General features: G+C 72.9%; 20 protein-coding genes and 1 tRNA gene. 11 read left to right on the top strand and 10 right to left on the bottom strand.

Annotation, left to right across the window (positions count from 1 at the left end; all coding sequences use genetic code 11):
• Positions 1-8: 8 nt before the first annotated feature.
• The 3 genes from QHG49_RS17385 to QHG49_RS17375 all read right to left on the bottom strand — a co-directional run bounded on the left by QHG49_RS17385 (position 9) and on the right by QHG49_RS17375 (position 3,140).
• The gene (locus tag QHG49_RS17385; RefSeq protein ID WP_186337915.1) at positions 9-1,571 is read right to left on the bottom strand and encodes a Stp1/IreP family PP2C-type Ser/Thr phosphatase; all 1,563 of its coding nucleotides are present in this window, start codon (positions 1,569-1,571) and stop codon (positions 9-11) included.
• 140 nt (positions 1,572-1,711) lie between these two features.
• On the bottom strand, positions 1,712-2,254 hold the full coding sequence (locus QHG49_RS17380) for an FHA domain-containing protein (protein ID WP_301490249.1): 543 nt from the start codon (positions 2,252-2,254) through the stop codon (positions 1,712-1,714).
• A 10-nt stretch (positions 2,255-2,264) separates the two neighbouring features.
• Complete coding sequence (locus tag QHG49_RS17375; RefSeq protein ID WP_159703160.1) at positions 2,265-3,140, bottom strand: DUF3662 and FHA domain-containing protein; 876 nt, start codon at positions 3,138-3,140, stop codon at positions 2,265-2,267.
• Positions 3,141-3,854: 714 nt separating this feature from the next.
• Here QHG49_RS17375 and QHG49_RS17370 point away from each other — a divergent pair.
• The 6 genes from QHG49_RS17370 (at position 3,855) to QHG49_RS17345 (ending at position 9,810) form a co-directional block, all read left to right on the top strand.
• A tRNA-Leu gene (locus QHG49_RS17370) sits at positions 3,855-3,938 on the top strand.
• Positions 3,939-4,388: 450 nt separating this feature from the next.
• Complete coding sequence (locus tag QHG49_RS17365; protein ID WP_301490248.1) at positions 4,389-5,861, top strand: MFS transporter; 1,473 nt, start codon at positions 4,389-4,391, stop codon at positions 5,859-5,861.
• 249 nt (positions 5,862-6,110) lie between these two features.
• Entirely contained in the window at positions 6,111-6,644 is a 534-nt protein-coding gene (locus QHG49_RS17360) for a MarR family winged helix-turn-helix transcriptional regulator (RefSeq protein ID WP_301490247.1), read from the top strand.
• 225 nt (positions 6,645-6,869) lie between these two features.
• The gene (locus QHG49_RS17355; RefSeq protein WP_159708367.1) at positions 6,870-8,372 is read left to right on the top strand and encodes a DUF2252 domain-containing protein; all 1,503 of its coding nucleotides are present in this window, start codon (positions 6,870-6,872) and stop codon (positions 8,370-8,372) included.
• A gap of 246 nt (positions 8,373-8,618) precedes the next feature.
• Complete coding sequence (locus QHG49_RS17350; RefSeq protein WP_159703166.1) at positions 8,619-9,431, top strand: hypothetical protein; 813 nt, start codon at positions 8,619-8,621, stop codon at positions 9,429-9,431.
• Between the two features lie 49 nt (positions 9,432-9,480).
• Complete coding sequence (locus QHG49_RS17345) at positions 9,481-9,810, top strand: rhodanese-like domain-containing protein (RefSeq protein ID WP_086811240.1); 330 nt, start codon at positions 9,481-9,483, stop codon at positions 9,808-9,810.
• Between the two features lie 24 nt (positions 9,811-9,834).
• Here the strand turns inward: QHG49_RS17345 and QHG49_RS17340 are convergent, their stop codons facing one another.
• The 6 genes from QHG49_RS17340 to paaA form a co-directional block, all read right to left on the bottom strand.
• Positions 9,835-10,977 (bottom strand): acyl-CoA dehydrogenase family protein, encoded by a 1,143-nt coding sequence (locus QHG49_RS17340; protein WP_159703169.1) that lies wholly within the window; start codon positions 10,975-10,977, stop codon positions 9,835-9,837.
• 113 nt (positions 10,978-11,090) lie between these two features.
• On the bottom strand, positions 11,091-12,155 hold the full coding sequence (paaE, locus tag QHG49_RS17335) for a 1,2-phenylacetyl-CoA epoxidase subunit PaaE (protein WP_159703172.1): 1,065 nt from the start codon (positions 12,153-12,155) through the stop codon (positions 11,091-11,093).
• Positions 12,155-12,709, bottom strand: coding sequence for a 1,2-phenylacetyl-CoA epoxidase subunit PaaD (paaD, locus tag QHG49_RS17330; RefSeq protein WP_301490245.1), 555 nt, complete (start codon positions 12,707-12,709; stop codon positions 12,155-12,157). The genes paaE and paaD overlap by 1 nt, the downstream gene beginning before the upstream one ends.
• Positions 12,703-13,434, bottom strand: a complete 732-nt coding sequence (gene paaC, locus QHG49_RS17325; RefSeq protein ID WP_159703178.1) for a 1,2-phenylacetyl-CoA epoxidase subunit PaaC — start codon at positions 13,432-13,434, stop codon at positions 12,703-12,705. The genes paaD and paaC overlap by 7 nt, the downstream gene beginning before the upstream one ends.
• A complete protein-coding gene (gene paaB / locus QHG49_RS17320) occupies positions 13,431-13,718 on the bottom strand; it encodes a 1,2-phenylacetyl-CoA epoxidase subunit PaaB (RefSeq protein WP_145486907.1) in 288 nt (95 codons plus the stop codon). Before paaB ends, paaC begins: the two co-directional genes overlap by 4 nt.
• Complete coding sequence (paaA, locus tag QHG49_RS17315; protein ID WP_159703181.1) at positions 13,715-14,749, bottom strand: 1,2-phenylacetyl-CoA epoxidase subunit PaaA; 1,035 nt, start codon at positions 14,747-14,749, stop codon at positions 13,715-13,717. Before paaA ends, paaB begins: the two co-directional genes overlap by 4 nt.
• Positions 14,750-15,692: 943 nt before the next feature.
• Here paaA and QHG49_RS17310 point away from each other — a divergent pair.
• The 3 genes from QHG49_RS17310 to QHG49_RS17300 are packed head-to-tail and all read left to right on the top strand — an operon-like array spanning position 15,693 to position 18,378.
• Positions 15,693-16,427 (top strand): DUF5819 family protein, encoded by a 735-nt coding sequence (locus QHG49_RS17310; RefSeq protein WP_301490240.1) that lies wholly within the window; start codon positions 15,693-15,695, stop codon positions 16,425-16,427.
• Complete coding sequence (locus tag QHG49_RS17305) at positions 16,424-17,629, top strand: HTTM domain-containing protein (RefSeq protein ID WP_301490239.1); 1,206 nt, start codon at positions 16,424-16,426, stop codon at positions 17,627-17,629. Before QHG49_RS17310 ends, QHG49_RS17305 begins: the two co-directional genes overlap by 4 nt.
• Entirely contained in the window at positions 17,626-18,378 is a 753-nt protein-coding gene (locus QHG49_RS17300; protein WP_301490238.1) for an RNA methyltransferase, read from the top strand. Before QHG49_RS17305 ends, QHG49_RS17300 begins: the two co-directional genes overlap by 4 nt.
• Positions 18,379-18,430: 52 nt before the next feature.
• On the opposite strand, the gene paaN is transcribed toward QHG49_RS17300, so the two are convergent.
• Positions 18,431-20,122, bottom strand: a complete 1,692-nt coding sequence (paaN, locus tag QHG49_RS17295; RefSeq protein ID WP_301490237.1) for a phenylacetic acid degradation protein PaaN — start codon at positions 20,120-20,122, stop codon at positions 18,431-18,433.
• Between the two features lie 159 nt (positions 20,123-20,281).
• On the opposite strand from paaN, the gene QHG49_RS17290 reads away from it, so the two are divergent.
• Positions 20,282-21,796, top strand: a complete 1,515-nt coding sequence (locus QHG49_RS17290; protein ID WP_301490236.1) for a 3-hydroxyacyl-CoA dehydrogenase — start codon at positions 20,282-20,284, stop codon at positions 21,794-21,796.
• Positions 21,793-22,383, top strand: coding sequence for a TetR/AcrR family transcriptional regulator (locus QHG49_RS17285; RefSeq protein ID WP_301490234.1), 591 nt, complete (start codon positions 21,793-21,795; stop codon positions 22,381-22,383). Before QHG49_RS17290 ends, QHG49_RS17285 begins: the two co-directional genes overlap by 4 nt.
• The last annotated feature ends 67 nt before the right edge of the window (positions 22,384-22,450 follow it).

Raw genomic sequence — 22,450 nt, 5'->3', positions numbered from 1 at the left:
CGGCTTGCCTACTGCTTACCGCACAGCGAGACGACCTTCTGCTCATCCTCCGAGAGGGTGGGGCCGGGGCTGGGGGTCGCGGACGGGGTCGTGGACGGAGACTTCGAAGCTCCCGGCGTGCCCGTGGACGGGGACGTCTTGGGGTTCGTGGTCGCGGTCGTCTGGGTGAAGGCGGCGGTGCTCACGGTGCCGGTGGCGCCCGTGTCGGACTTGGTGCCGCTGGACTTGCCCGTGTGCGGCTCGCCCGGCTGGGTGCGCTCGGCGTCCTGGCGCTCCGTCTCCTTCTTGCAGGCGGAGGCCTGCACGGCCAGTTCCTGGATCTTCGACCGGGCGTCGTCGAGGCCGCCCTCGGCGATCGTGGCCTTGACCTGCTTCTGCTGGTACGACGGCAGGTACTTGAGTTCGATCTCCGGGTGGTCCTGCTGCATCTTCGACAGCGACACCCAGGCCAGGTCCTGGCTGATCCCGCGGTACAGCGCGACGTGCTCCTCGTTGGCGCCGACGTAGTACTGCGTCTGCGTCCAGCGGTAACCGCCGTACAGGCCGCCGCCGATGACCGCGAGGGCGAGGGCGCTGTACAGCGACGCCCTCAGCCATCTGCGGCCCTTGCGCTTGGTGAAGTCGCCGTCGGCGTACTCGTCGAAGCTGCCGGTCGGGACGTAGCCGGTGCTGTCGCCGGAGCCGGGCGGGCCGAACTCGCCGCCGCCGTTGCCCTGGCGGCCCAGGTGGGAGGCGCGGCCGGCCGGGGTCTGCATGATCCCGTTGTCGTGCAGATGGCTCTGGTTCTCGGCGACCGCGCCGACCACGACCGGCTGGTCGGACAGCTGGCCCGCGAGCGTGTCGCCGGTGTCCAGGTCGAGGACGTCGGCCACGATCACGGTGATGTTGTCCGGGCCGCCGCCGCGCAGCGCGAGCTGGATCAGCTCCTGCACGGTCTCCTGCGGGCCCTGGTAGCTGGCGAGGGTCTCCTCCATCGTCTGGTGGGAGACGACGCCGGACAGGCCGTCGGAGCAGATCAGGTACCGGTCGCCGGCGCGCACCTCGCGGATGGACAGGTCGGGCTCGACATGGTCGCCGCTGCCGAGGGCACGCATCAGCAGCGAGCGCTGCGGATGGGTGGTGGCCTCCTCCTCGGTGATCCGGCCCTCGTCCACGAGCCGCTGCACCCAGGTGTGGTCCTGCGTGATCTGGGTGAGCAGCCCGTCGCGCAGCAGATAGGCGCGGGAGTCGCCGACGTGCACCATGCCGAGCCGCTGCCCGGTCCACAGCAGCGCGGTCAGCGTGGTGCCCATGCCTTCGAGCTGGGGGTCGTCCTCGACCATGGAGCGCAGCTGGTCGTTGGCGCGCTGCACGGCCACGCCGAGGGAGGTGAGGATGTCGGAGCCGGGCACGTCGTCGTCGAGCGTGACCAGGGTGGAGATCACCTCGGAGGAGGCGACCTCGCCGGCCGCCTGGCCGCCCATGCCGTCGGCGATCGCGAGCAGGCGGGGGCCGGCGTAACCGGAGTCCTCGTTGCCCTCGCGGATCATGCCCTTGTGCGAACCGGCGGCAAAGCGCAGTGACAGACTCATGCGCACCTCGCCCGTCGGCTCCGAATGCAGCCGGTCGTGTCGAGCCACACTGCCCACCCTCCGGTCGGGAGCGCGGCGGGGACCGGAAGGCGGTCCGCCGCCGCGTGCTCGCTCCGCTCGCGCTCACTCATGATGTAGCACTACTTCCGCAGCTCGATGACGGTCTTGCCGATGCGGATCGGCGCGCCCAGCGAGATCGGCGTGGGAGTCGTCAGCCGGGACCGGTCCAGGTAGGTGCCGTTGGTCGACCCCAGGTCCTCGACGATCCACTGGCCGTCGCGGTCGGGGTAGATCCTGGCATGGCGGCTGGAGGCGTAGTCGTCGTCCAGCACGATCGTGGAGTCGTGCGCCCGGCCCAGCGTGATGGTCTGGCCCTGGAGCGTCACGGTGGTGCCGGCCAGTGTGCCTTCGGTCACGACCAGCTTGCTGGGGGCGTTGCGCCCGCGCCGGCCGCCGCCACCACCGCCGCTCTGCTGGGCGCGCTGCTGCGGGGGCGCGGCCTGCTGCCGGGCGGCCTGGCGGCCGCTCGTGGGCTGGGCCCGCCCGGCCTCCCTCCGCGATCCGCGCTGAGTGACGCGCGTACCGAACAGGTCGCTGCGGATGACCTGCACGGCCACGATCACGAACAGCCACAGTACGGCCAGGAAACCCAGCCGCATGACCGTGAGGGTCAGCTCTGACATTGCCCCCGCTTCACCCTTCGGCTTGCCTATAGATAACGGTGGTGCTGCCCACGACGATCCGCGAGCCGTCGCGGAGCGTAGCGCGGGTGGTGTGCTGGCCGTCCACCACGATGCCGTTGGTGGAGCCGAGGTCCTGGATCGTCGAGGGCGTTCCGGTCCGGATCTCGCAGTGCCGGCGGGAGACGCCGGGGTCGTCGATCCGCACATCGGCCTCGGTGCTGCGGCCCAGCACCAGGGTCGCCCGGGAGATCTGGTGGCGGGTGCCGTTGATCTCGATCCAGTAGCGGGTGCGTCCGCCGCTCATCGGGGCGGCCGCGGGGCGCTGGGTGGCGGGCTGCGGGTAGCCGTAGCCGCCGGGGCGGGCGCCGGGCGGCGGGGCGGCGGGCATGGGGGGCGCGCCGGCGGGCATGGCGGGCGGATAGCCGTACCCGTCCTGGCCGCTGCGGCCCGGGGCCGCCGCGTGGCCCTGTCCCTGCGCTCCCTGTGCCGAGGGGCCCGCCTGCTGGTCGCTGGAGGAGGCGAGGGTGCGCGAACGCACCCGGTAGAGGCCGGTGTCCAGGTCCTCGGCCTTCTCCAGGTTCACCTTGATCGGGCCCATGAAGGTGTAGCGCTGCTGCTTCGCGTAGTCACGCACCATGCCGGCCAGCTCGTCGCCGAGCTGCCCGGAGTAGGGGCTGAGGCGCTCGTAGTCGGGCGCGCTGAGCTCCACGATGAAGTCGTTGGGTACGACGGTGCGGTCGCGGTTCCAGATGGTCGCGTTGTTGTCGCACTCCCGCTGGAGCGCGCCCGCGATCTCCACGGGCTGGACCTCGGACTTGAAGACCTTGGCGAAGGTGCCGTTCACCAGACCTTCGAGACGCTGCTCGAACTTCTTCAGGACTCCCATGGGGCACCTCCTCCGTCCCTTGTCGGTTCCTTGCCCTGCTCTGTGTGGTGCGTGTGGTGCTCTGTGCGTTGCCCTGCCCGGTACCGCCGGTACTGCTTACTGATCGTATCCACGCCCCCGGCAAACAGCCGGTTCCCCCAGCGGCTCCGCTTGGAACTCCTCCCCGGCATGGATCGTAGAGCCGGGCGAAGACCAGTGTCCCGCACCCGGCCCCGCCCCCGCCCCTCTCCTGGGGAGATGGCCGGGACCGGTACGAGGTTGATACGTGAACCGGGACTCCTTGATACGCGGTGAAACGGCCGGGCGCTGTGCGGATGGTCACGGGTGTGGGGACGGTCACGGTGCGGGTCGGCCGGGTGGGGTGGGGCGGGGTGGCGGGTGAGTGCGACCACGGGGGCGGCCGGGGCGTGGAGGGGGCGCGGGCGGCGTGCGAAGGGGGCGTGCGGATGGCGCCTTGTCGGCGATGGTCTTCCGGTGGCGTTCTTCCGGTGGCGTTCTTCCGGTGGCGTTCTTCCGGTGGTGGTCTTCCGGTGGTGCTCTTCCGGCGGTGTTCTCCGACGGGGCGGGCCGGGGCCGGCCGGTGCGGGGTGACTGCGGAGGGGCTGGTCAGGGGCCCTGGGAAAGGGATGTGAACCCACCCCGTACGACGTGCTAATGTTCTGCATGTCGGAAGGGGCCAGCCCGAAAGGGCAGAAGCCGGAAGACACACCCAATGCGCGGGTGGCGGAATAGGCAGACGCGCTGGATTCAGGTTCCAGTGCCCGAAAGGGCGTGGGGGTTCAACTCCCCCCTCGCGCACAGAGGGAATGGGCGGCATCGCGATGGCGATGCCGCCCATTCCTCTTTTTTACGTTCTTATCCGGCGCTGACCGCCCCGCCGGGCGTGGCGAACGAAGCCCGGCCGACGGTGAGTCGCCGGAGCGCGGGCCGTGTGAGCAAGCTCTCAGGGGCGTTTGACGGCGTTCGGCAGGCATCCCTCCCCTTGCCGCCTGCCGCCTGCCGCCTGCCGCCTGCCGCCTGCCGCCTGCCGCCTGCCGCCTGCCGCCTGCCGCCTTGCCGTTTGACGAGGCATCGGAAACCTGACCCACCGAAAAAGCACTCACCCACCCCAGGAGCTCGTCTGGTTGCCCGGGTGTCGCCTAGGAGGGGCGAGGGTCGCTCCTGTGGGTGGTGCCGGGGGGCCTTTCCGGGGGAGGGGCGAGATAGGACGCTAGCCAAGTATTTCGGTGACCGTTGTAATCTGGAGGCATGGTCACCGACACGCGACCGCGCCCGTCCGTACGGCGGGGGTTCGCGCTGCTCACCTCGGAGCGGCCCCGCCCCGAGGCGATCCGCGCCCGGCCGAACGGCTGGTGGCTGGCCGTGGCCGCGGTGTGCTTCGGCGCGTTCATGGGCCAGCTGGACGCCAGCATCGTCACGCTCACCTACGGCGGGCTGCGCACCGGCTTCGACGCCTCGCTCGCGGCCGTCGAGTGGGTCTCGCTGGCCTATCTGCTCGCCCTGGTGGCGCTGCTGGTGCCCGCCGGCCGCCTTGCCGACGCCCACGGCCGCAAACTGCTCTACCTGTACGGCTTCGCCGTCTTCACGCTCGCCTCCGCGGCCTGCGGCTTCGCGCCCTCGCTCTGGGCCCTCGTGGCGTTCCGCGTGGTCCAGGCGGCCGGCGCGGCCATGATGCAGGCCAACAGCGTGGCACTGGTGACCACCAGCGCGCCCCGCGAGCGGATGCGCGGCGCGCTCGGCGTCCAGGCCGCGGCGCAGGCCCTGGGGCTGGCTTTGGGTCCGACGGTCGGGGGCGCCCTGGTGTCCACCCTGGGCTGGCGCTGGGTGTTCTGGGTGAACGTGCCCGTCGGTGTCGTCGCGCTCGTCGGCGGCCACTATCTGCTGCCCCGCACCCGGTCCCGTACCCGGGTCACCCGCTTCGACTGGCCGGGGCTCCTGCTGCTGGCCGTCGCCACCACCGGCACCCTGATGGGCGTCTCCGCGGCCTCCGGGCTGCCGGTGCCCGGCTGGGGCGTGGCCGCGCTGTTCGTCGTCGCGGCCGGCGCCGGACGGGCCTTCGTACGACGCCAGCGGCGGGCGGCCGCTCCCCTGCTCGACCTCGCCCTGCTGCGGGTACGGGCGGTGGCGTACGGCCTGGCGGGCGCCCTGAGCGGCTACCTGGTGCTGTTCGGGCCGCTGGTGCTGGTGCCCGTCGTGCTCACCGCGCGGGGCGTGTCCGAGCTGACGGCGGGGCTGGTGCTCACCGCGCTGCCGGCCGGGTTCGCGCTGGCCGCGACGGGGTGCGACCGGGTGCTGCCGCGCGGCCTCTCGGACCGGGGGCGGTGCCTGGCCGGGGCGGCGGTCTTCACGGCGGCGTCGGCCGCGCTGCTGGTGGTGCCGCCGGGGATCGGTGAGCTGGTGCCGGTGCTCGCGGTGACCGGGCTGGGGCTGGGGATGTTCACCCCGGCCAACAACGCGCTGATCATGGGCGCGATACCCGCGCGGTCGTCCGGGACGGGCGGGGGGCTCGTGAACATGACCCGGGGGCTGGGAACGGCGCTCGGGGTCGCGCTGGTCACGCTCGCCTTGCAGGCGGGGGGTGGCGGGAGCACGGGCCGGGACGGGATCCGGGCGGCCGTGGTGGTGCTGGTGGTGGCGTCGGTCGTGGCGGTGGGGGCGGCTTGGTTCGGGGCGAGGGAGGGGGTGAGGGGTGGGGTGCGGGAGGGGCGTGAGGGGGTGTGAGGGGGCCCTGGGGGAGGGGCTTCTTGAGGGGGTTTCGGGGGTGGTGTCGGGGGTGGTGTCGGGGTCGGAGTCGGGGTGATGCCGGAGTTGCGGGGGCGGGTGGGCGCCGGGGGCGGAGGTGGGGTGAGGCCGGGGCCGTGTCGGGTGATGTCGGAGTCGGGGGCAGGTGGGTCTCGGGTCGGTGTCGGGGGTGGTCCGCGCCCTGGACGGCCCGGCCGTTCGCGGAGTCCGCCCGGCTACGCTTTCCGCATGTCCGCGCAGTCACGCCCCGATGTCTCCGCGCCCGGCCCCGTCGGACAGGCGGGTTCCGCCCCCGCCGCCCAGGCGCCCGAGGCCCGTCTGCTCACCGAGGCCGTCACCCGGCTGCGCCGCGCGCTGCGCTCCTCGATCCGCACGGACTACCCGTGGGAGACGCTCCCCATGGCGCAGGTCGAGCTGCTCCAGGTGCTCGGCGAGCACTCTCCCGCGCGGATCAGCGACCTCGCCGCGCGCCGGCGCCTGGCGCCGAGCACGGTCAGCGGGCTGATCGGTCAGATGATCAGCGCGGGGCTGGTCGCGCGGGACGTCGATGCCGCCGACCGCCGCGCCTCCGTCGTCACCCTCACCGACGCGGGCCGCGAGAAGCTCGCGGCCTGGACCACGGCGCATGAACGCCGCATCGACGCCGCGCTCGGCGCGCTCGACGACGACGCCCGCGCGGCCATCGGGAACGCCCTGCCCGCGCTGTTCCAACTGGCGGAGAACCTGGGCGGGGAGGCGGGGGACGGCGCGTCGGTGCGGTGAACCGGCTGCCGGGGTGCCGGGCTTGCCCGTGACGGGCGGGTGGGCCGGCGGGTGGGTCGGCGGGGCTGCCGCCCGAGCGGGTCGGCGAGGGGCCTTCGAGCGAATCGGCGAGCGGCTCGACGGGCGAATCGGCGGGCGAATCGGCGAGTGGGTTTTCCACAGCGGCCGGGTTGTCCACAGGGCTGACGCGGTTTCCCGGGGCGGCTGTACGGTCTTGCCGAGTTGATGTTCGTCGTGATGCGTACGGGGGAGGCGGTCGCTGTGGCCGGGAGCGGTGCGGGCGTGGTGAGTGAGCCGCGGCAGGGCAGGCGCGGGGAGCCGGGGGAGCGGTCCGAGGGCGGGGCGCGCAGACTGCCCCCGGTGCGCGGGTTCGCCGAGTGGCCCCGGCAGGGTTCGCCCAAGGAGGAGGGCAAGGCGCTGCGCACGAGGGTGCCGCGCCGCGACCACGCCCTCTTCGCACCGGACGCCGCCCGCCCGGACGCGGTGAGCGCCGTCGTCGAGTCCAACGCCGGCCGGATACCGGAGCTGACCCCGATCCGCGTGGGCCGGATGGCGGCCACTCCCTTCGCCTTCCTGCGGGGCTCCGCCGGACTCATGGCGTACGACCTGGCCCGCACCCCCGTCACCGGGGTGGGCGCGCAGCTCTGCGGTGACGCGCACGCCGCCAACTTCGGGCTGTACGGCGACGCCCGCGGCGGTCTCGTCATCGACCTCAACGACTTCGACGAGACCGTGCACGGCCCCTGGGAGTGGGACCTGAAGCGGCTCGCCACCTCGCTGGTGCTGGCCGGTCGCGAGGCCGGCGCCGACGAGGACACCTGCCGTGCCGCGGCGCGGGACGCGGCGGGCGCCTACCGCCGCACCATGCGGCTGCTGGCCAAACTCCCGGTGCTGGACGCGTGGAACGCCATCGCGGACGAGGAACTGGTCTCCCACGCCGACGCCCACGACCTGCTCGGCACCCTGCAACGGGTCTCGGAGAAGGCGCGGGCCAACACCAGCGGCCGGTTCGCGGCGAAGTCGACCGAGCCGCACCCGGACGGCGGGCGGCGCTTCGTGGACGCCTCGCCGGTGCTGCGCCGGATACCGGACGGCGAGGCCGCCGCGGTCGCCTCGTCCCTGGAGGAGTACCTCACGACCCTGTCCGAGGACCGCCGCCCCCTGCTCGCCCGGCACACGGTGCACGACGTGGCCTTCCGCGTGGTCGGCACCGGCAGCGTCGGCACCCGTTCGTACGTGGTCCTGCTCCTCGACCACCGCGAGCACCCGCTGGTCCTCCAGGTGAAGGAGGCCCGCCCCTCCGCGCTGCTCCCACATCTGTCCGCGGCCGGCTTCGAGGGCCGGCCGGTCGCGCACGAGGGCCGCCGGGTCGTCCTCGGGCAGCAGCGGATGCAGGTGGTCAGCGACACCCTGCTGGGCTGGACCACGGTCGACGGACGGCCTTTCCAGGTACGGCAGTTCCGCAACCGCAAGGGCAGCGTCGACCCCGCCGCCCTCGCCGCCGACCAGGTCGACGACTACGCCCGCATGACCGGCGCCCTGCTGGCCCGCGCCCACTCCCACAGCGCCGACCCCCGTCTGATCGCCGGCTACTGCGGCAAGAACGAAGACCTGGACGACGCCATCGCCGCCTTCGCCCTGACCTACGCCGACATCACCGAGTCCGACCACGCCACCCTGATCACGGCCATACGCACGGGCCGCATAGCGGCGGAGCTAGGCGTGTAGGGCCTCGACTCCTCCCGCCCGGGGGCTGGGCTTTCTCGGGGGCGCCACGGCAACCCCCCGAGGGGCGCGGGGAACTGCGCGCCCAGCCCCAACGCACCCGCACCCGCACCCGCCGACGAGTCCGCCCGCCCCACGACGATCCGCCACCCCCCGCCACCAGCACACATCCACACCGACCCGCACCGACCCGGCCCCGCCCCCTCCGCCCCCCGCTCGAAGCCGAGCGCAGCGACTACGCTGGGGCGGGTGACCACCCCGGAAGCCGAACAGCCCCACGCCCCCCGCCCCGAGGCGCGGCTCGAACAGGCCGTACGGGCCGCCGAGCAGGCGTTGATCGAGTACGAGATCGCCGTGGAGACCTTCCGCGTCGAGGTCGAGAACTTCTCCCGGCTGCACGAACAGCGGCTCGGCCCGCTCTATCTGCGCCTGGAGGAACTGGACGCCGAGATCGCCGAGGCGACCGCCGCCCGCACCGGTGACCCGGAGGACGTGCGCCGCGCCCAGGAGGCCCGCGCCAACGTCCTGCCGCTCGCCGGCGTCGAGGAGCTGATGCACGGCTGGATGGACGGCCACGGCCTCTACCCCGAGGCCGCCGCCATGCTCACCGACCAGGCGGTACGCCCCCCGGAGCGGGTACGGCCCAGCGAGGAGGCCCGCAAGCTCTACCGCGACCTCGCCCGCAAGGCCCACCCCGACCTGGCGCAGGAAGAGGACGAGCGCACCCGGCGCGAGGAGTTCCTCACCCGCGTCAACGCCGCCTACGCCCGCGGTGACGAGGCCCTGCTGAGGGAACTTGCCGAGGAATGGGCCGCCGGACCGGTGCCGCCCGAGCGGCGCCCGAGCCCCGCCGAGGAGCTGTACGCCCGCCTCGAATGGCTCTCCCAGCGCAAGGAACTGCTCAACCTGGTCGCCCGCGAACTGGAGGACGGCGCCATCGCCGGCATGCTCCGCCTCGCCCCCGACGACCCGGACGCGCTGCTGGCGGAGATCGCCGACAAGCTCCGCGCCGACATCACCCGGCGCGAGGCGGAACTGGCGGCCCTGCTGGCGCAGGACTGACCCGGGCCCGCCGTCGGGTAGCGTCGGAGTCATGAATTTCGGAGCTGGTGTGCCCACCGTCGGTGTCACGGACCTCAAGGACGACGACTTCCTGCTGGACGTCCGGGAGGACGACGAGTGGCAGGCTGGCCACGCCGAGGGAGCGCTGCACATCCCGACCAGTGAGTTCGTGGCCCGTTACGGCGAGCTGACCGAGGCCGCCCCGCAGGACGGCCGCGTCCATGTGATCTGCCGCTCCGGCGGCCGGTCCGCCCAGGTCACCATGTATCTGGTGCAGCAGGGCATCGACGCGGTGAACATCGACGGCGGCATGCAGTCCTGGGCCGCCGCGGGCCGCCCGGTCACCACCGACGACGGCCGCCCGGGCCACGTGATCTGACTTCTCTCCCCCGGCCACCGGCGGTCAGCCGAGCGGGTGCGCCGCCAGCAGGTCGCCGAGCCGCTCCTCGTACGCCGCCGCCGGGCCGAGCGCCAGTTCCAGGTGCTTGGCCCAGGCGTGGTAGCGGTGCAGGGGGTAGTCGGTGTCCGCGCCGAAGCCGCCGTGCAGATGCTGCGCGGTCTGCACCACCCGGCGCACGCCCTCCGCCGCCCAGATCTTCGCCACCGCGACATCCCCGGCGGCGGGCAGCGCCCCCGGCGCTCCGGAGGCGATCCGCCACGCGGCCTGCCACAGGGTGGCCGCCATGGCCCGCAGATCGATGTACCGGTCGGCGGCCTGCACGGCGACCGCCTGGAAGGTCGCGATCGGGTGCCCGAACTGCTGGCGCCCGCCGGTGTATTCGGCGGTCATCTCCAGCACCCGCTCACCCAGCCCGAGTGCCAGCGCGCAGGTGCCCGTGGCGAGCAGCGCGTGCAGCCACTCCCAGGCGCCCTCGGCCTCGATGACCTCGGCCGCCTCAAGGCGCGCCCCCGCCAGCCGCAGCTCGGCCAGCCGCTCCCCGCTGGTGGACACCTGCTCGACGAGCGTCACCCCGCCCAGCCCCCGGGGCAGCAGCGCGAGCACGCTCCCCCCGGCCGCCGCGCCCTCGATGTGCGCCGGTACGACGACGAGGTCCGCGTCGTACGCCCACGGCACCGCCGTCTGCACCCCGTCCAGCACCCAACCCGGGCCCTCCCGGCGCGCGGTGACGGCGAGTTCGGCCGGGTCATGGCCGCTGCGCCCGCTCGCGGCGACGGTCAGCACCAGCTCCCCGTGCCCGGCGCGCTCCAGCAGGCGCTCCCCCGACTCCTTGCTCCCGTAGGCCCCCACGACCGCAGCCGCCGCGCTGTGCTCCAGCAGCGGCACCCGTGCGAGGACCTTCGCCGACTCCCGCAGCACCAGGCACAGGGCGATCGCGTCCAGGCCCGCGCCGCCGTACGCCTCGTCGAGCAGCAGGCTCAGGAGATCGGCGCCGGCCAGCCGGGACCACAGTTCCCGGTCGAGGCCCTCGGCCACGGCGCCCGGAGTCAGCGCCGGGCTGGGCACCGCGTCCGGCGCGACACCGGCGAACACCCCCCGCGCCGCCTCGGCCGCCGCCTGCTGCTCCTCGGTGAAGGTGAAGTCCACGGCCTGTCCCTCCGACGGTGCGGCGTCATCTGACGGGCCGTCAAGATAGAACAGGTTCTAGGAGAAGGGAAGATCGGCGGTTCCCCTCCACGGAACGTTCCGCGGTGTGCGCCTCACCGGTCGAAGTCCAGCTCCACCTGTTCGGTCAGCGGATGGGACTGGCAGGCCAGTACGTACCCGGCATCCGTCTCCTCCTCTTCCAGGGCGAAGTTGCGGTCCATGCGGACCTCGCCGGAGACCAGGAAGGCCCGGCAGGTGCCGCAGACCCCGCCCTTGCAGGCGTAGGGCGCGTCGGGGCGGTTGCGCAGCACGGTCTCCAGCAGGGACTCGCCCTCCTGTACCGGCCAGGTGCCGCCGCGTCCGTCGAGCCGGGCGGTGACCGTGCTGTGCGCGGCCCCCGGCGCGGTGCCCGCCGCGGTCGGACCCGAGTCCACGTGGAAGATCTCCTGGTGGATCCGGGCGCGGTCCACGCCCAGCCCGCGCAGCGCCCCCTCGGCGCCCTGCACCAGCCCGTAGGGACCGCACAGGAACCATCCCGCCACCCGCTCCACCGGCAGCAGCGCGGGCAGCAGTCCGGTGAGGCGCCCCTGGTCGAGCCGGCCGGACGGCAGGCCCGCCTGCTGCTCCTCCCGGGAGAGCACGGTCACCAGCTGAAGCCGCTCGGGGTAGCGGTCCTTCAGGTCGGCGACCTCCTCAAGGAACATCGTGGACGCGGCCGTACGGTCGCCCCGTATCAGGCAGAACCGGGCCTCCGGCTCCCGCGCCAGCAGGGTGGAGACGATGGACAGCACCGGGGTGATGCCGCTGCCGCCGACGATCGCCGCGTACCGCCCCGGCGCCGGTTCCAGGGTGAAGCGGCCGGCCGGGGTCATGACCTCCAGCTCGTCCCCGATGTTGATCTCCTTCAGCGCGTAGGTGGAGAAGGCGCCGCCCTCCACCAGCCGCACCCCCACGCGCAGACTGCTCGGGCCCTCGCCGTCCGGGGCGGGGGCGGGGGAGCAGATCGAGTAGGTGCGCCGCACCTCCGTGCCGTCCACCCGGCGGCGCAGCGCGAGGTGCTGGCCGGGCGCGTGCCGGTACTCCGCGCGCAGTTCGGCCGGGACGGTGAGGGTGAGGGCGACGGAGTCGTCGGTGAGCCGGTCGACCGCGGCCACCTGGAGGGGGTGGAAGCGCGCCATCACAACTCCTTGAAGTGGTCGAACGGTTCGCGGCAGGACAGGCAGCGGCGCAGCGCCTTGCACGCGGTGGAGGAGAACCTGCTCAGCAGCTCGGTGTCGGCCGAGCCGCAGTGCGGGCAGTGGACCGGCTCGGCCTCGACGGTGCCGGCGGCCCCGGTGGCTTCCATGGCGCCGGTGCGGGTCGGGCCGAGGGCCAGCGGTATCGGACCGGAGGTCCCGCGCGTCCTCGGGGGAGCTATGCCGAACTCCCTCAGTTTGCGACGGCCTTCGGGGGTGATGTCGTCGGTCGACCAGGCGGGCGTGAGCACCGTACGCACCGACACCTCGCGCAGGCCGTGCTCCCGCAGGACCCGTTCGATGTCGAGGGACATCGTCTCGATGGCCGGGCAGCCGGTGTAGGTGGGGGTCAGATCGACCTCGGCGGCATCGCTGCCGTGCAGACGCAGCGCGCGCACCACGCCCAGTTCGTGGAGCGTCAGCACCGGAAGCTCGGGGTCGGGAACCGAACCCGCCAGCTCCAGCAGCTCCGCCTCCAGGGCGGTGGCGGTCACCATGACGCCCCCGGATGGCTGCGGTGCAGATGCTGCATCTCGGCGAGCATCCGGCCGAAGGATTCGGTGTGGACGCCCTGCCGCCCGGCGCCCGCCGACCAGGCCCCGGTGCGGGGCCCCTCCGGGACGGTCAGGGTGGCCCGGTCGAGCACCCAGGTGACCGACTCCAGCCAACGGGACTCCAGGACCGCCCAGTCGACGTCCAGTCCCTCCACGGGCTGGAACATCTCCCCGGTGAACCGCCACAGCGCGTCACAGGCGCGCCGCATCCGCTCATGACTGGTCCCGGTGCCGTCGCCGAGACGCAGGGTCCACTGCTCGGCGTGGTCGCGGTGGTAGGCGACCTCCTTGACCGCCTTCGCGGCCAGCGGCGCGAACGGGCCGTCCCCGGTGGCGAGTTCGGCGTGCAGCAGATGCTGGTAGGTGGAGAAGTACAGCTGGCGGGCGATGGTGTGGGCGAAGTCGCCGTTCGGCTGCTCGACCAGCTGGAGGTTGCGGAAGGAGCGCTCCTCGCGCAGGAAGGCCAGCTCGTCCTCGTCGCCCGCCAGGGACAGCAGCACCCGGGCCTGGCCGAGCAGGTCGAGGGCGATGTTGGCGAGGGCGACCTCCTCCTCCAGGGCGGGCGCGTGCCCGGCCCACTCCCCCAGGCGGTGGGAGAGCACCAGGGCGTCGTCGCCGAGCGCGAGCGCGGCGGTCACCGGGACGGTGGCGGGGCCGGTGGCGGTCACAGGTGCTTCACCCCTTCCGGGATCTCGTAGAAGGTCGGGTGCCGGTACGGCTTGTCGGCGGCCGGCTCGAAGAAGGGGTCCTTCTCGTCCGGCGAGGACGCGGTGATCGCGGTGGCCGGGACGACCCAGAGGGAGACGCCCTCGCCGCGGCGGGTGTACAGATCGCGGGCATTGCGCAGCGCCATCTCGGCGTCGGGCGCGTGCAGGCTGCCGGCGTGGGTGTGGGACAGGCCGCGGCGCGAGCGCACGAAGACCTCCCACAGGGGCCAGTCGGTGGTGCTCATGCTCGCTCCGCTCCCGTCGTCCGGTGTCCGGCGGCCGCGGTGCCGCCGCTGTGCTTGGCCGCGTGGGCGGCGGCCGCTTCCCGCACCCACGCGCCCTCGTCGTGGGCGCGCCTGCGCTGGGTCAGGCGCTGTTCGTTGCACGGCCCGTTGCCCTTGAGGACCTCCCAGAACTCCGTCCAGTCGATGCTGCCGAAGTCGTGGTGCCCCCGCTCCTCGTTCCACCTGAGGTCCGGGTCGGGGAGGGTGAGGCCCAGGGACTCGGCCTGGGGGACGCAGATGTCGACGAAGCGCTGGCGCAGCTCGTCGTTCGAATGGCGCTTGATCTTCCAGGCCATCGACTGGGCGGAGTGCTGGGACTCGTCGTCGGGCGGGCCGAACATCATCAGCGAGGGCCACCACCAGCGGTCCACCGCGTCCTGCGCCATCGCGTGCTGCTCCGGGGTGCCCCGGCTCAGGGCCAGCAGCAGCTCGTACCCCTGGCGCTGGTGGAAGGACTCCTCCTTGCAGATCCGCACCATGGCGCGTGCGTACGGGCCGTAGGAGCAGCGGCACAGCGGCACCTGGTTGGTGATCGCGGCGCCGTCCACCAGCCAGCCGATCGCGCCGACGTCGGCCCAGGTCAGCGTGGGGTAGTTGAAGATCGAGGAGTACTTCTGGCGGCCGCTGTGCAGCTTGTCGAGCAGTTCGTCCCGGCCGGTGCCGAGGGTTTCCGCCGCGCTGTACAGATACAGGCCGTGCCCCGCCTCGTCCTGGACCTTGGCCATCAGGATCGCCTTGCGGCGCAGGGAGGGCGCGCGGGTGATCCAGTTGGCCTCCGGCTGCATCCCGATGATCTCGGAGTGCGCGTGCTGGGCGATCTGGCGGACCAGCGTCGCGCGGTAGGCGTCGGGCATCCAGTCGCGCGGTTCGATGCGCTCGTCGGCGGCCACCGCCGCGTCGAAGGCGTGCTGGTGTTCCGCCTCGTCCCCGGTGGTGTGCCGGGCGCCGTCCGCCTCCGGGCGGGCCGTGCCCTGCGCGGCTGCTGTGGCCATGCGATCCCCCTGACCTCGGGCTCTGCGGTGGGAGTCTCCCGACCGATCGTTCGGTCCGTGCGTCATCAATGGTTGCCGGGCCGCCGGACAGTGTCAACCGCTGTGGAAAACTCCGCGCGGAACCTGTGGACGAGCGGGATCCGAGGGCGTGGGATCCGGGCGGGCGGTGTCTGTGGACGAAGCGTGCGGGGACGGCGGGGTCCGGGCCCCGGGGCTGCGCTCGGTGGCCGGGGCTGAGTACCGTTCCGTGCATGTGCCGCGAGGGGGGCGCTCGCGCACCGCGCGGCGCCCGGGCCGGGCGGCCGTATCGGACGGGTCGGCCTGTGGGGGCCGTCCCGGTGGGCCGACCCACGACTGAGCCGGAATTGGGGGACGGGGCGGAATGGACGCGTACGACGAGGACCCGAGGGCCGCGCGCGGCCCGGACGGGCCGGCCGGGGCGCGTCCCCCGGGGGAGCCGGGGGCCCCGGAGAATCCGGGAGACCCCGAGAACGCGGAGACGCTTGAGAGTCCGGGGACTCCTGAGATTCCTGAGATCTCTGCGGATCTGGGGACTCCTGAGGTTTCCGAGGCCTCCGGGAGTCCGGAGGCCCCTGAGAACGCGGGGCACCCGGAGACTCTGAGGGGCTCCGAGGACGCTCCGGAACGCCTTCCGGAGGGCGAGCGCGTCGGCGGATCCGCCGAGCGGGAGCCCGGCCGTGCGCCGCTGGGCGAGAAGCCGGGCCAAGCGCCGACGGACGAGAAGCGGGCGGACGAGAAGCCGACGGACGAGAAGCCGACGGGCCACAGGCCGACGGGGCAGAAGCCTCCGGGCCAGGAGTCCCCGGGCCAGGAGTCCCCGGGCCACGAGTCGACGGGTCAGGAACTTCCAGACCGCGAGTCGACGGGCCAGGAGCCTTCGGCCCAGGGAACTCCGGGCCATGAGTCGACGGCTCAGGGATCTTTGGACCACGAGCCCCCGGCCCAGGAAGCCCCAGGCCAGGCAACCCCGAGCCCCCAGCCCCCGCCCCCGGCGGTCCCCGATCCGGCCCGTCGCGGTCTCGCCGCCCTCTCCCCCCGCTACCAGGCCGTCGCCGCGCTGGCGGTCGCCGTCGTCGGTGTCGGCGTCGTGGCGCACCTGCTGATGGTGTTCCTCAGCCTCGCGCCGCAGAACACGGTGTCGAAGCAGCACGGCAAGGCCGTCGAGGCATGGGTGTTCCCGGAGTTCGAACAGAACTGGAAGCTGTTCGCCCCCAACCCGCTCCAGCAGAACATCGCCGTGCAGGTGCGCGCCGACGTGCGGATGAAGGACGGCAGCGTGCGCACCACCGGCTGGACCGACCTGTCCGCGCAGGACGGCGCCGCCATCAAGGGCAATCCGGCACCCAGCCACACCCAGCAGAACGAGCTGCGCCGCGCCTGGGACTTCCTCACCGCGACGCACACCGCGGACAACCGTCCCGTCGGCATGCGCGGCGCGCTGTCCGAGCAGTACCTGCGCCGGATCACGGTGATGCGCCTGTACCGCACCGATCCGACCAGCAGGATCGGCGTCATCCAGCGGGTGCAGGTCCGTTCCCGCATCATCAATGTGCAGCCCCCCTCCTGGAGCGGTGAACAGGTGCCCGACAAACCCGTCTACCGGATGCTGCCCTGGTGGACGGTGAGCGCCGTCGAGGCCGCCGGAGGTGTGCGGTGAACCAGCCCTCTCAGGTCCTCTCGCGCGGGCTCACCCGTATCACCGGGGCGGCGCTCGGGCCGTACCAGAGCGCCGTGATCCGGATCGGGTTCGCCGGTACCTGGCTGTTCTTCCTGCTGCGCGAGTTCTCCCACCGCCAGGAGCTGTACGGCCCCGACGGTCCCTGGGACTGGGACATGGGCCGGCGGCTGACCCTGGACAACCACGCCTTCACGGCCCTCATGTGGTCGAGCGGGCAGCTGTGGTTCGAGTGCTTCTACGCGTTCGCGATCCTCGCCAGTGCCGCGCTGCTGCTCGGCTGGCGCACCCGTACGGCGTCCGTGCTGTTCATGGTGGGCGTCCTGTCGCTCCAGAACCGCAGCGTCTTCGTCGGCGACGGCGGCGACAACGTGCTGCATCTGATGGCCATCTACCTCGTGTTCACGCGCTGCGGGCAGGTGTGGTCCCTCGACGCGCGGCGCAGGGCCCGCGAGCGGCGGATCCCCACCGACTGGACCGGCCTCGTGCTGTGGACGGTCCTCGGGTTCGTCCTGGTCACGATGACCGCGGCGGGCCGGCTCTTCGGCAACGCCTGGCTGATCCCCGCCCTGCTGTGGGCGGCATGGGTGGGTCTCGCCCTGTGGTGGCTGGTCCAGCGCCTGGCGCGCTCGGCCGAGCCGCGGATCCTGCTGGACGTGATCGCCGACGTCCTGCACAACGGCGCCCTCGTGGTGATCATGGCGGAGGCGTGTCTGATCTACGCCACGGCCGGCTGGTACAAGATCCAGGGCTCGCGCTGGCAGGACGGCACCGCCGTCTACTACCCGCTGCACCTGGACTACTTCTCGCCCTGGCCCGGTCTCGCCGATCTGATGTCCGCCAGCGGCACCATCCTGACGGTCGTGGCGTACGGCACCGTCATCGTGCAGGTCGCCTTCCCGTTCACCCTGCTCAACAGGCGGGTGAAGAACGTGCTGCTGGTGCTGCTGATGACGGAGCACCTCGTGATCGCGATCGCGCTCGGCCTGCCGTTCTTCTCACTGGCGATGATCACCGCCGACGCGGTCTTCCTGCCGACGTCCTTCCTGCGCCGGGTCGGCGCCTTCGCCGCCCGCGCGCGGGGACGGTTCGTCAAGGAAGGCGGCGACGGCGAGGACGGTACGGTGCCCGCGCCCCGCTCGCAGCAGGACGGCACGCCCGGCCGCGTAGGGTTCACGGCATGACCGACCCGTTGACCCGCTGGCGCGAGCACGCCGCCGGTGCCGTACTGCTCGACGGCTTCCACGCCCTCAAGCACGCGCTGCGCTTCGGGGCCGAGGTGCCGGTGGCGGTCACCACCGACCGGCGGGCCGCCCTCGCCCTGGCCGAGGAACTGGCCGGGGACGTACGGGAGGCCCTGGACGGGCTGCTCGTCGAGGTGCCCGAGCAGACGTACGCCGCGCTCGTGGCCCGCCCGCATCCGACGGGGGTCGCCGCGCTCGCCGTACGACCCGCGCGCGAGGCCAACCTGGAGGCGCTCGCCCGGATGCCGCGCACCGCGCCCGTGGTGGTCCTCGACAACCCCCGCAATCTCGGCAACGCGGGGGCCGTGATCCGGCTGGCCGCCGGTTTCGGGGCGACCGGCGTGGTCACCACCGGCACGCTCGACCCCTGGCACCCCACCGTGGTGCGCGGCGGGGCGGGCCTGCACTTCGCGACCGCCGTGGAGCGCCTCGGCGTCGACGAGCTGCCGCCCGGCCCGCTGTTCGCCCTGGACCCGGAGGGCGAGGACATCCGGGGCACGGTGCTGCCCGACGACGCCGTTCTCGCCTTCGGTTCGGAGCGCACCGGTCTCTCGGCGGAGGTACGCGCGCGTGCCGACCATCTGCTGCGGCTGCCGATGCGCCCCCAGGTCTCCAGCTACAACCTCGCCACCAGCGTGGCGATGACGCTGTACCACTGGAGCACCGCCGCGAACGCACCCGCCGCCTAGCCCCGGCGGCCGTCGGGGGAACAAACCCGCTCCTCCCGACGGCCGTTGCCGACTAGCCCTGGTGGCGCACCTCGACCACCCGGAAGCGGTTCGCCACGAAGGCGCCGTCGCACAGGGCCGCGTTCGCCGCCGGGTTGCCGCCCGAGCCGTGGAAGTCGGAGAAGGCGGCCGTCTGGTTCACGAACACCCCGCCCGTGAGGTTGAAGGACAGCTGGGCGGCCTCCTCCAGGCACACCTCCTCGATGGCCCGCTCCACCTCGCTGTCCGTGGTGTACGCGCCGACCGTCATCGCGCCCTTCTCGCGGACCGTGCGCCGCAGCAGCTCCACCGCGTCGGTCGCCGAGTCGACGGCGACGGCGAAGGAGACCGGGCCGAAGCACTCGCTCATGTAGGCGGCCTCGGCGTCCGGCTTGGCGCCGTCCAGCTTGACGATCACCGGGGTGCGCACCACCGCGCCCGGGAACTCCGGGTTGGTGATCTCCCGCGAGGCGAGGGCGACCTCGCCGAGACCGGCCGCGGCCTCCAGACGGGCCTTGACGTCGGGGTTGACGATCGCGCCCAGCAGCGCGTTGGCCCGCGCGTCGTCGCCGAGCAGACCGTCGACCGCGCGGGCGAGGTCGGCGGTGACCTCGTCGAACGTCTTCGGGCCCTGGTCGGTGGCGATGCCCTCGCGCGGGATCAGCAGGTTCTGCGGGGTGGTGCACATCTGGCCGCTGTACAGGGACAGCGAGAACGCCAGGTTGGACAGCATCCCCTTGTAGTCGTCCGTGGAGTGCACGATCACCGTGTTGACGCCGGCCTTCTCCGTGTAGACCTGCGCCTGGCGGGCGTTGGCCTCCAGCCAGTCGCCGAAGGACGTCGAACCGGTGTAGTCGATGATCCGGATCTCCGGGCGGGTGGCGAGGGCCTTGGCGATGCCCTCGCCGGGGCGCTCGGCGGCCAGCGCGACCAGGTCGGCGGCGAAACCGGCCTCGGTGAGCACCTCACGGGCGATCCGCACGGTCAGCGCGAGCGGCAGCACCGCGCGCGGGTGCGGCTTGACCAGGACCGCGTTGCCGGTCGCCAGGGAGGCGAACAGGCCCGGGTAGCCGTTCCACGTCGGGAAGGTGTTGCAGCCGATGACCAGGCCGATGCCGCGCGGCACGGGCGTGAAGTTCTTGGTGAGCACCAGCGGGTCGCGCTTGCCCTGCGGCTTGGACCACTCGGCGCTGTGGGGGGTGCGGACCTGCTCCGCGTACGCGTACGCCACCGCCTCCAGGCCGCGGTCCTGGGCGTGCGGGCCGCCCGCCTGGAACGCCATCAGGAAGGCCTGGCCGCTGGTGTGCATGACGGCGTGCGCGAACTCGTGCGTCCGGTCGCTGATGCGCTTGAGGATCTCCAGGCAGACCACGGCACGCACCTCGGCGCCCGCGTCCCGCCAGGCCGGCTGCCCGGCCCTCATCGCGGGCAGCAGCACATCCAGGTCCGCGTGCGGGTAGCTCACGCCCAGCTCGATGCCGTACGGCGAGGTCTCACCGCCCACCCAGTCGTCCGTGCCCGCCTGGCCGAGGTCGAGGCGGGTGCCGAGCAGGGCGTCGAAGGCGGCCTTGCCCGCGGCGGCGTCCAGGCTGCCGTGCTCGCCGTACGCCTTGGGGTGCTCGGGATGCGGGGACCAGTACGCGCGGGTGCGGATCGCTTCCAGGGCCTGGTCGAGAGTGGGCCGGTGCTTCGCGATCAGCTCGGGGGCGGTCAGTTCGGCGGCCATGCGGGACCAACTCCTCGTCTGGAGAACTCGCCTTCGAGTTCAGGACCTGGCGGAAAGAGCAGCGGGATGGGACGGTCAGGGCTAGAGTAACCGAACGATCGGTCGGTTCAAGGGGGTCCGCCGCATCTGTGGAAAACCCCGTGCGGGAGGATCGCGCACATGACAGCACTCGACCTCAGCAGCCCCGTGGCCGTCGTCGGCACCGGCACCATGGGCCAGGGCATCGCCCAGGTCGCACTGGTCGCCGGCCACCCGGTGCGGCTCTACGACACCGCACCCGGACGGGCCCGGGAGGCGGCTGGGGCGATCGGCGCGCGCCTGGACCGGCTGGTGGAGAAGGGCCGGCTCGACGCCGCCGCCCGGGACGCGGCCCGCGCCCGTCTGGAGCCCGCGGAGGCGCTCGCGGAGCTGGCCGACTGCGGTCTCGTCGTGGAGGCCGTTCTGGAGCGGCTGGACGTCAAGCAGCAGCTCTTCCGTGAGCTGGAGGACGTCGTCGGCGAGGACTGCCTGCTCGCCACCAACACCTCCTCGCTGTCGGTGACGGCGATCGGCGGCGCCCTGCGCCAGCCGGGCCGCTTCCTCGGCCTGCACTTCTTCAACCCCGCGCCGCTGCTGCCGCTGGTCGAGGTCGTCTCCGGCTTCGCCACCGACGTCACCTCGGCGACGCGTGCGTACGAGACCGCCCGCGCCTGGGGCAAGACCCCGGTGGCCTGCGCGGACACCCCCGGCTTCATCGTCAACCGGATCGCCCGGCCCTTCTACGCCGAGGCGTTCGCCGTCTACGAGGCCCAGGGCGCCGACCCGGCCACCATCGACGCGGTGCTGCGCGAGTCGGGCGGCTTCCGCATGGGCGCGTTCGAACTCACCGACCTGATCGGCCAGGACGTCAACGAGGCGGTGACGCACTCGGTGTGGCAGTCCTTCTTCCAGGACGTGCGGTTCACTCCCTCGCTCGCCCAGCGCCGCCTGGTGGAGTCCGGCCGCCTGGGCCGCAAGGCCGGTCACGGCTGGTACGACCACGGGGAGGGCGCCGAGCGGCCCGAGCCGCACACCGCCGACCAGGAGCGGCCGCCCGCCTACGTACTCGTCGCCGGCGATCTCGGCCCCGCCGCCGAACTGCTCGCGCTGATCCGCGAGGCGGGCATCCAGGTCCGCACCGAGGACGGCGACGAGGACGGCCACCTGGAGCTGCCGGGCGGCGGCCAGCTGGTCCTCGCCGACGGCCAGACCTCGGTGGAGTTCCGCGATGTCGTCTACTTCGACCTCGCCCTCGACTACCGCAAGGCGACCCGGATCGCCCTGTCCGCCTCCCAGGACACCTCGCAGGCGACCCTCGCCGAGGCCATCGGCCTGTTCCAGGCGCTCGGCAAGGACGTCAGCGTCATCGGCGACGTCCCCGGCATGATCGTGGCGCGCACGGTGGCCCGGATCATCGACCTCGCCCATGACGCCGTCGCCAAGGGCGTCGCCACCGAGGAGGACGTCGACACCGCGATGCGCCTCGGCGTCAACTACCCGCTCGGCCCCTTCGCATGGGACCGCAGGCTGGGCGACGAGTTCGCCTACGACGTCCTGGACGCGATGCACGAGCGCGACCCCTCCGGACGCTACGCCCCCTCCCTCGCGCTCTACCGCCACGCCTACGCCGACGAGAAGCGGGAGGGCACCTCATGACCACGCCCCGGCGCGACACGTACACCCCCGAGACGCTGCTCTCCGTCGCCGTCCAGGTCTTCATCCAGCGCGGCTACGACGGCACCTCCATGGAGCACCTGTCCAAGGCGGCCGGCATCTCCAAGTCGTCGATCTACCACCATGTCAGCGGCAAGGAGGAACTGCTGGAGCGTGCCGTCAGCCGCGCCCTGGACGGCCTCTTCGCCATCCTGGAGGAGCCGGCGGCGCGCGAGGGGCGGGCCGTGGAGCGCCTGGAGCACGTCGTACGGCGCATGGTCGAGGTGCTGATAGCCGAGCTGCCCTATGTGACGCTGCTGCTGCGGGTGCGCGGCAACACCGCCACCGAGCGCTGGGCGCTGGAGCGCCGCCGCGACTTCGACCACCGGGTCGCCGAGCTGCTCAAGGCGGCCGCCGCCGACGGGGACGTACGCCCCGAGGTGGAGGTGCGGCTGGCCACCCGGCTGGTCTTCGGGATGATCAACTCCATTGTGGAGTGGTACCGGCCGGAGGCCCGCGGCGCCTCGGGCCGCGAGGTGGCCGACGCGGTCGTCCAGCTGGTCTTCTCCGGACTGCGCCGGGCCGACTGATCTTCCGACGATCCGAGAAAGACGGCCTACTGATCCGCAAAGGCGGCCCAGTGGACCGGAAAAACGG

It is taken from the genome of Streptomyces sp. WP-1 (assembly GCF_030450125.1).
Lineage (GTDB): Bacteria > Actinomycetota > Actinomycetes > Streptomycetales > Streptomycetaceae > Streptomyces > Streptomyces incarnatus.
The sequence above is the reverse complement of the archived record's forward strand: the minus strand, read 5'-3'. Positions and strand labels throughout refer to the sequence as shown.

Coding starts and splice junctions, on each gene's coding strand:
- QHG49_RS17290 (WP_301490236.1), top strand. CDS start 20,282: ATGACAGCACTCGACCTCAGCAGCCCCGTGGCCGTCGTCGGCACCGGC.
- QHG49_RS17285 (WP_301490234.1), top strand. CDS start 21,793: ATGACCACGCCCCGGCGCGACACGTACACCCCCGAGACGCTGCTCTCC.
- paaB (WP_145486907.1), bottom strand. CDS start 13,718: ATGAGCACCACCGACTGGCCCCTGTGGGAGGTCTTCGTGCGCTCGCGC.
- QHG49_RS17360 (WP_301490247.1), top strand. CDS start 6,111: ATGTCCGCGCAGTCACGCCCCGATGTCTCCGCGCCCGGCCCCGTCGGA.
- QHG49_RS17300 (WP_301490238.1), top strand. CDS start 17,626: ATGACCGACCCGTTGACCCGCTGGCGCGAGCACGCCGCCGGTGCCGTA.
- QHG49_RS17365 (WP_301490248.1), top strand. CDS start 4,389: ATGGTCACCGACACGCGACCGCGCCCGTCCGTACGGCGGGGGTTCGCG.
- paaD (WP_301490245.1), bottom strand. CDS start 12,709: ATGGTGACCGCCACCGCCCTGGAGGCGGAGCTGCTGGAGCTGGCGGGT.
- paaA (WP_159703181.1), bottom strand. CDS start 14,749: ATGGCCACAGCAGCCGCGCAGGGCACGGCCCGCCCGGAGGCGGACGGC.
- paaN (WP_301490237.1), bottom strand. CDS start 20,122: ATGGCCGCCGAACTGACCGCCCCCGAGCTGATCGCGAAGCACCGGCCC.
- QHG49_RS17355 (WP_159708367.1), top strand. CDS start 6,870: ATGTTCGTCGTGATGCGTACGGGGGAGGCGGTCGCTGTGGCCGGGAGC.
- QHG49_RS17380 (WP_301490249.1), bottom strand. CDS start 2,254: ATGTCAGAGCTGACCCTCACGGTCATGCGGCTGGGTTTCCTGGCCGTA.
- QHG49_RS17375 (WP_159703160.1), bottom strand. CDS start 3,140: ATGGGAGTCCTGAAGAAGTTCGAGCAGCGTCTCGAAGGTCTGGTGAAC.
- QHG49_RS17385 (WP_186337915.1), bottom strand. CDS start 1,571: ATGAGTCTGTCACTGCGCTTTGCCGCCGGTTCGCACAAGGGCATGATC.
- paaE (WP_159703172.1), bottom strand. CDS start 12,155: ATGGCGCGCTTCCACCCCCTCCAGGTGGCCGCGGTCGACCGGCTCACC.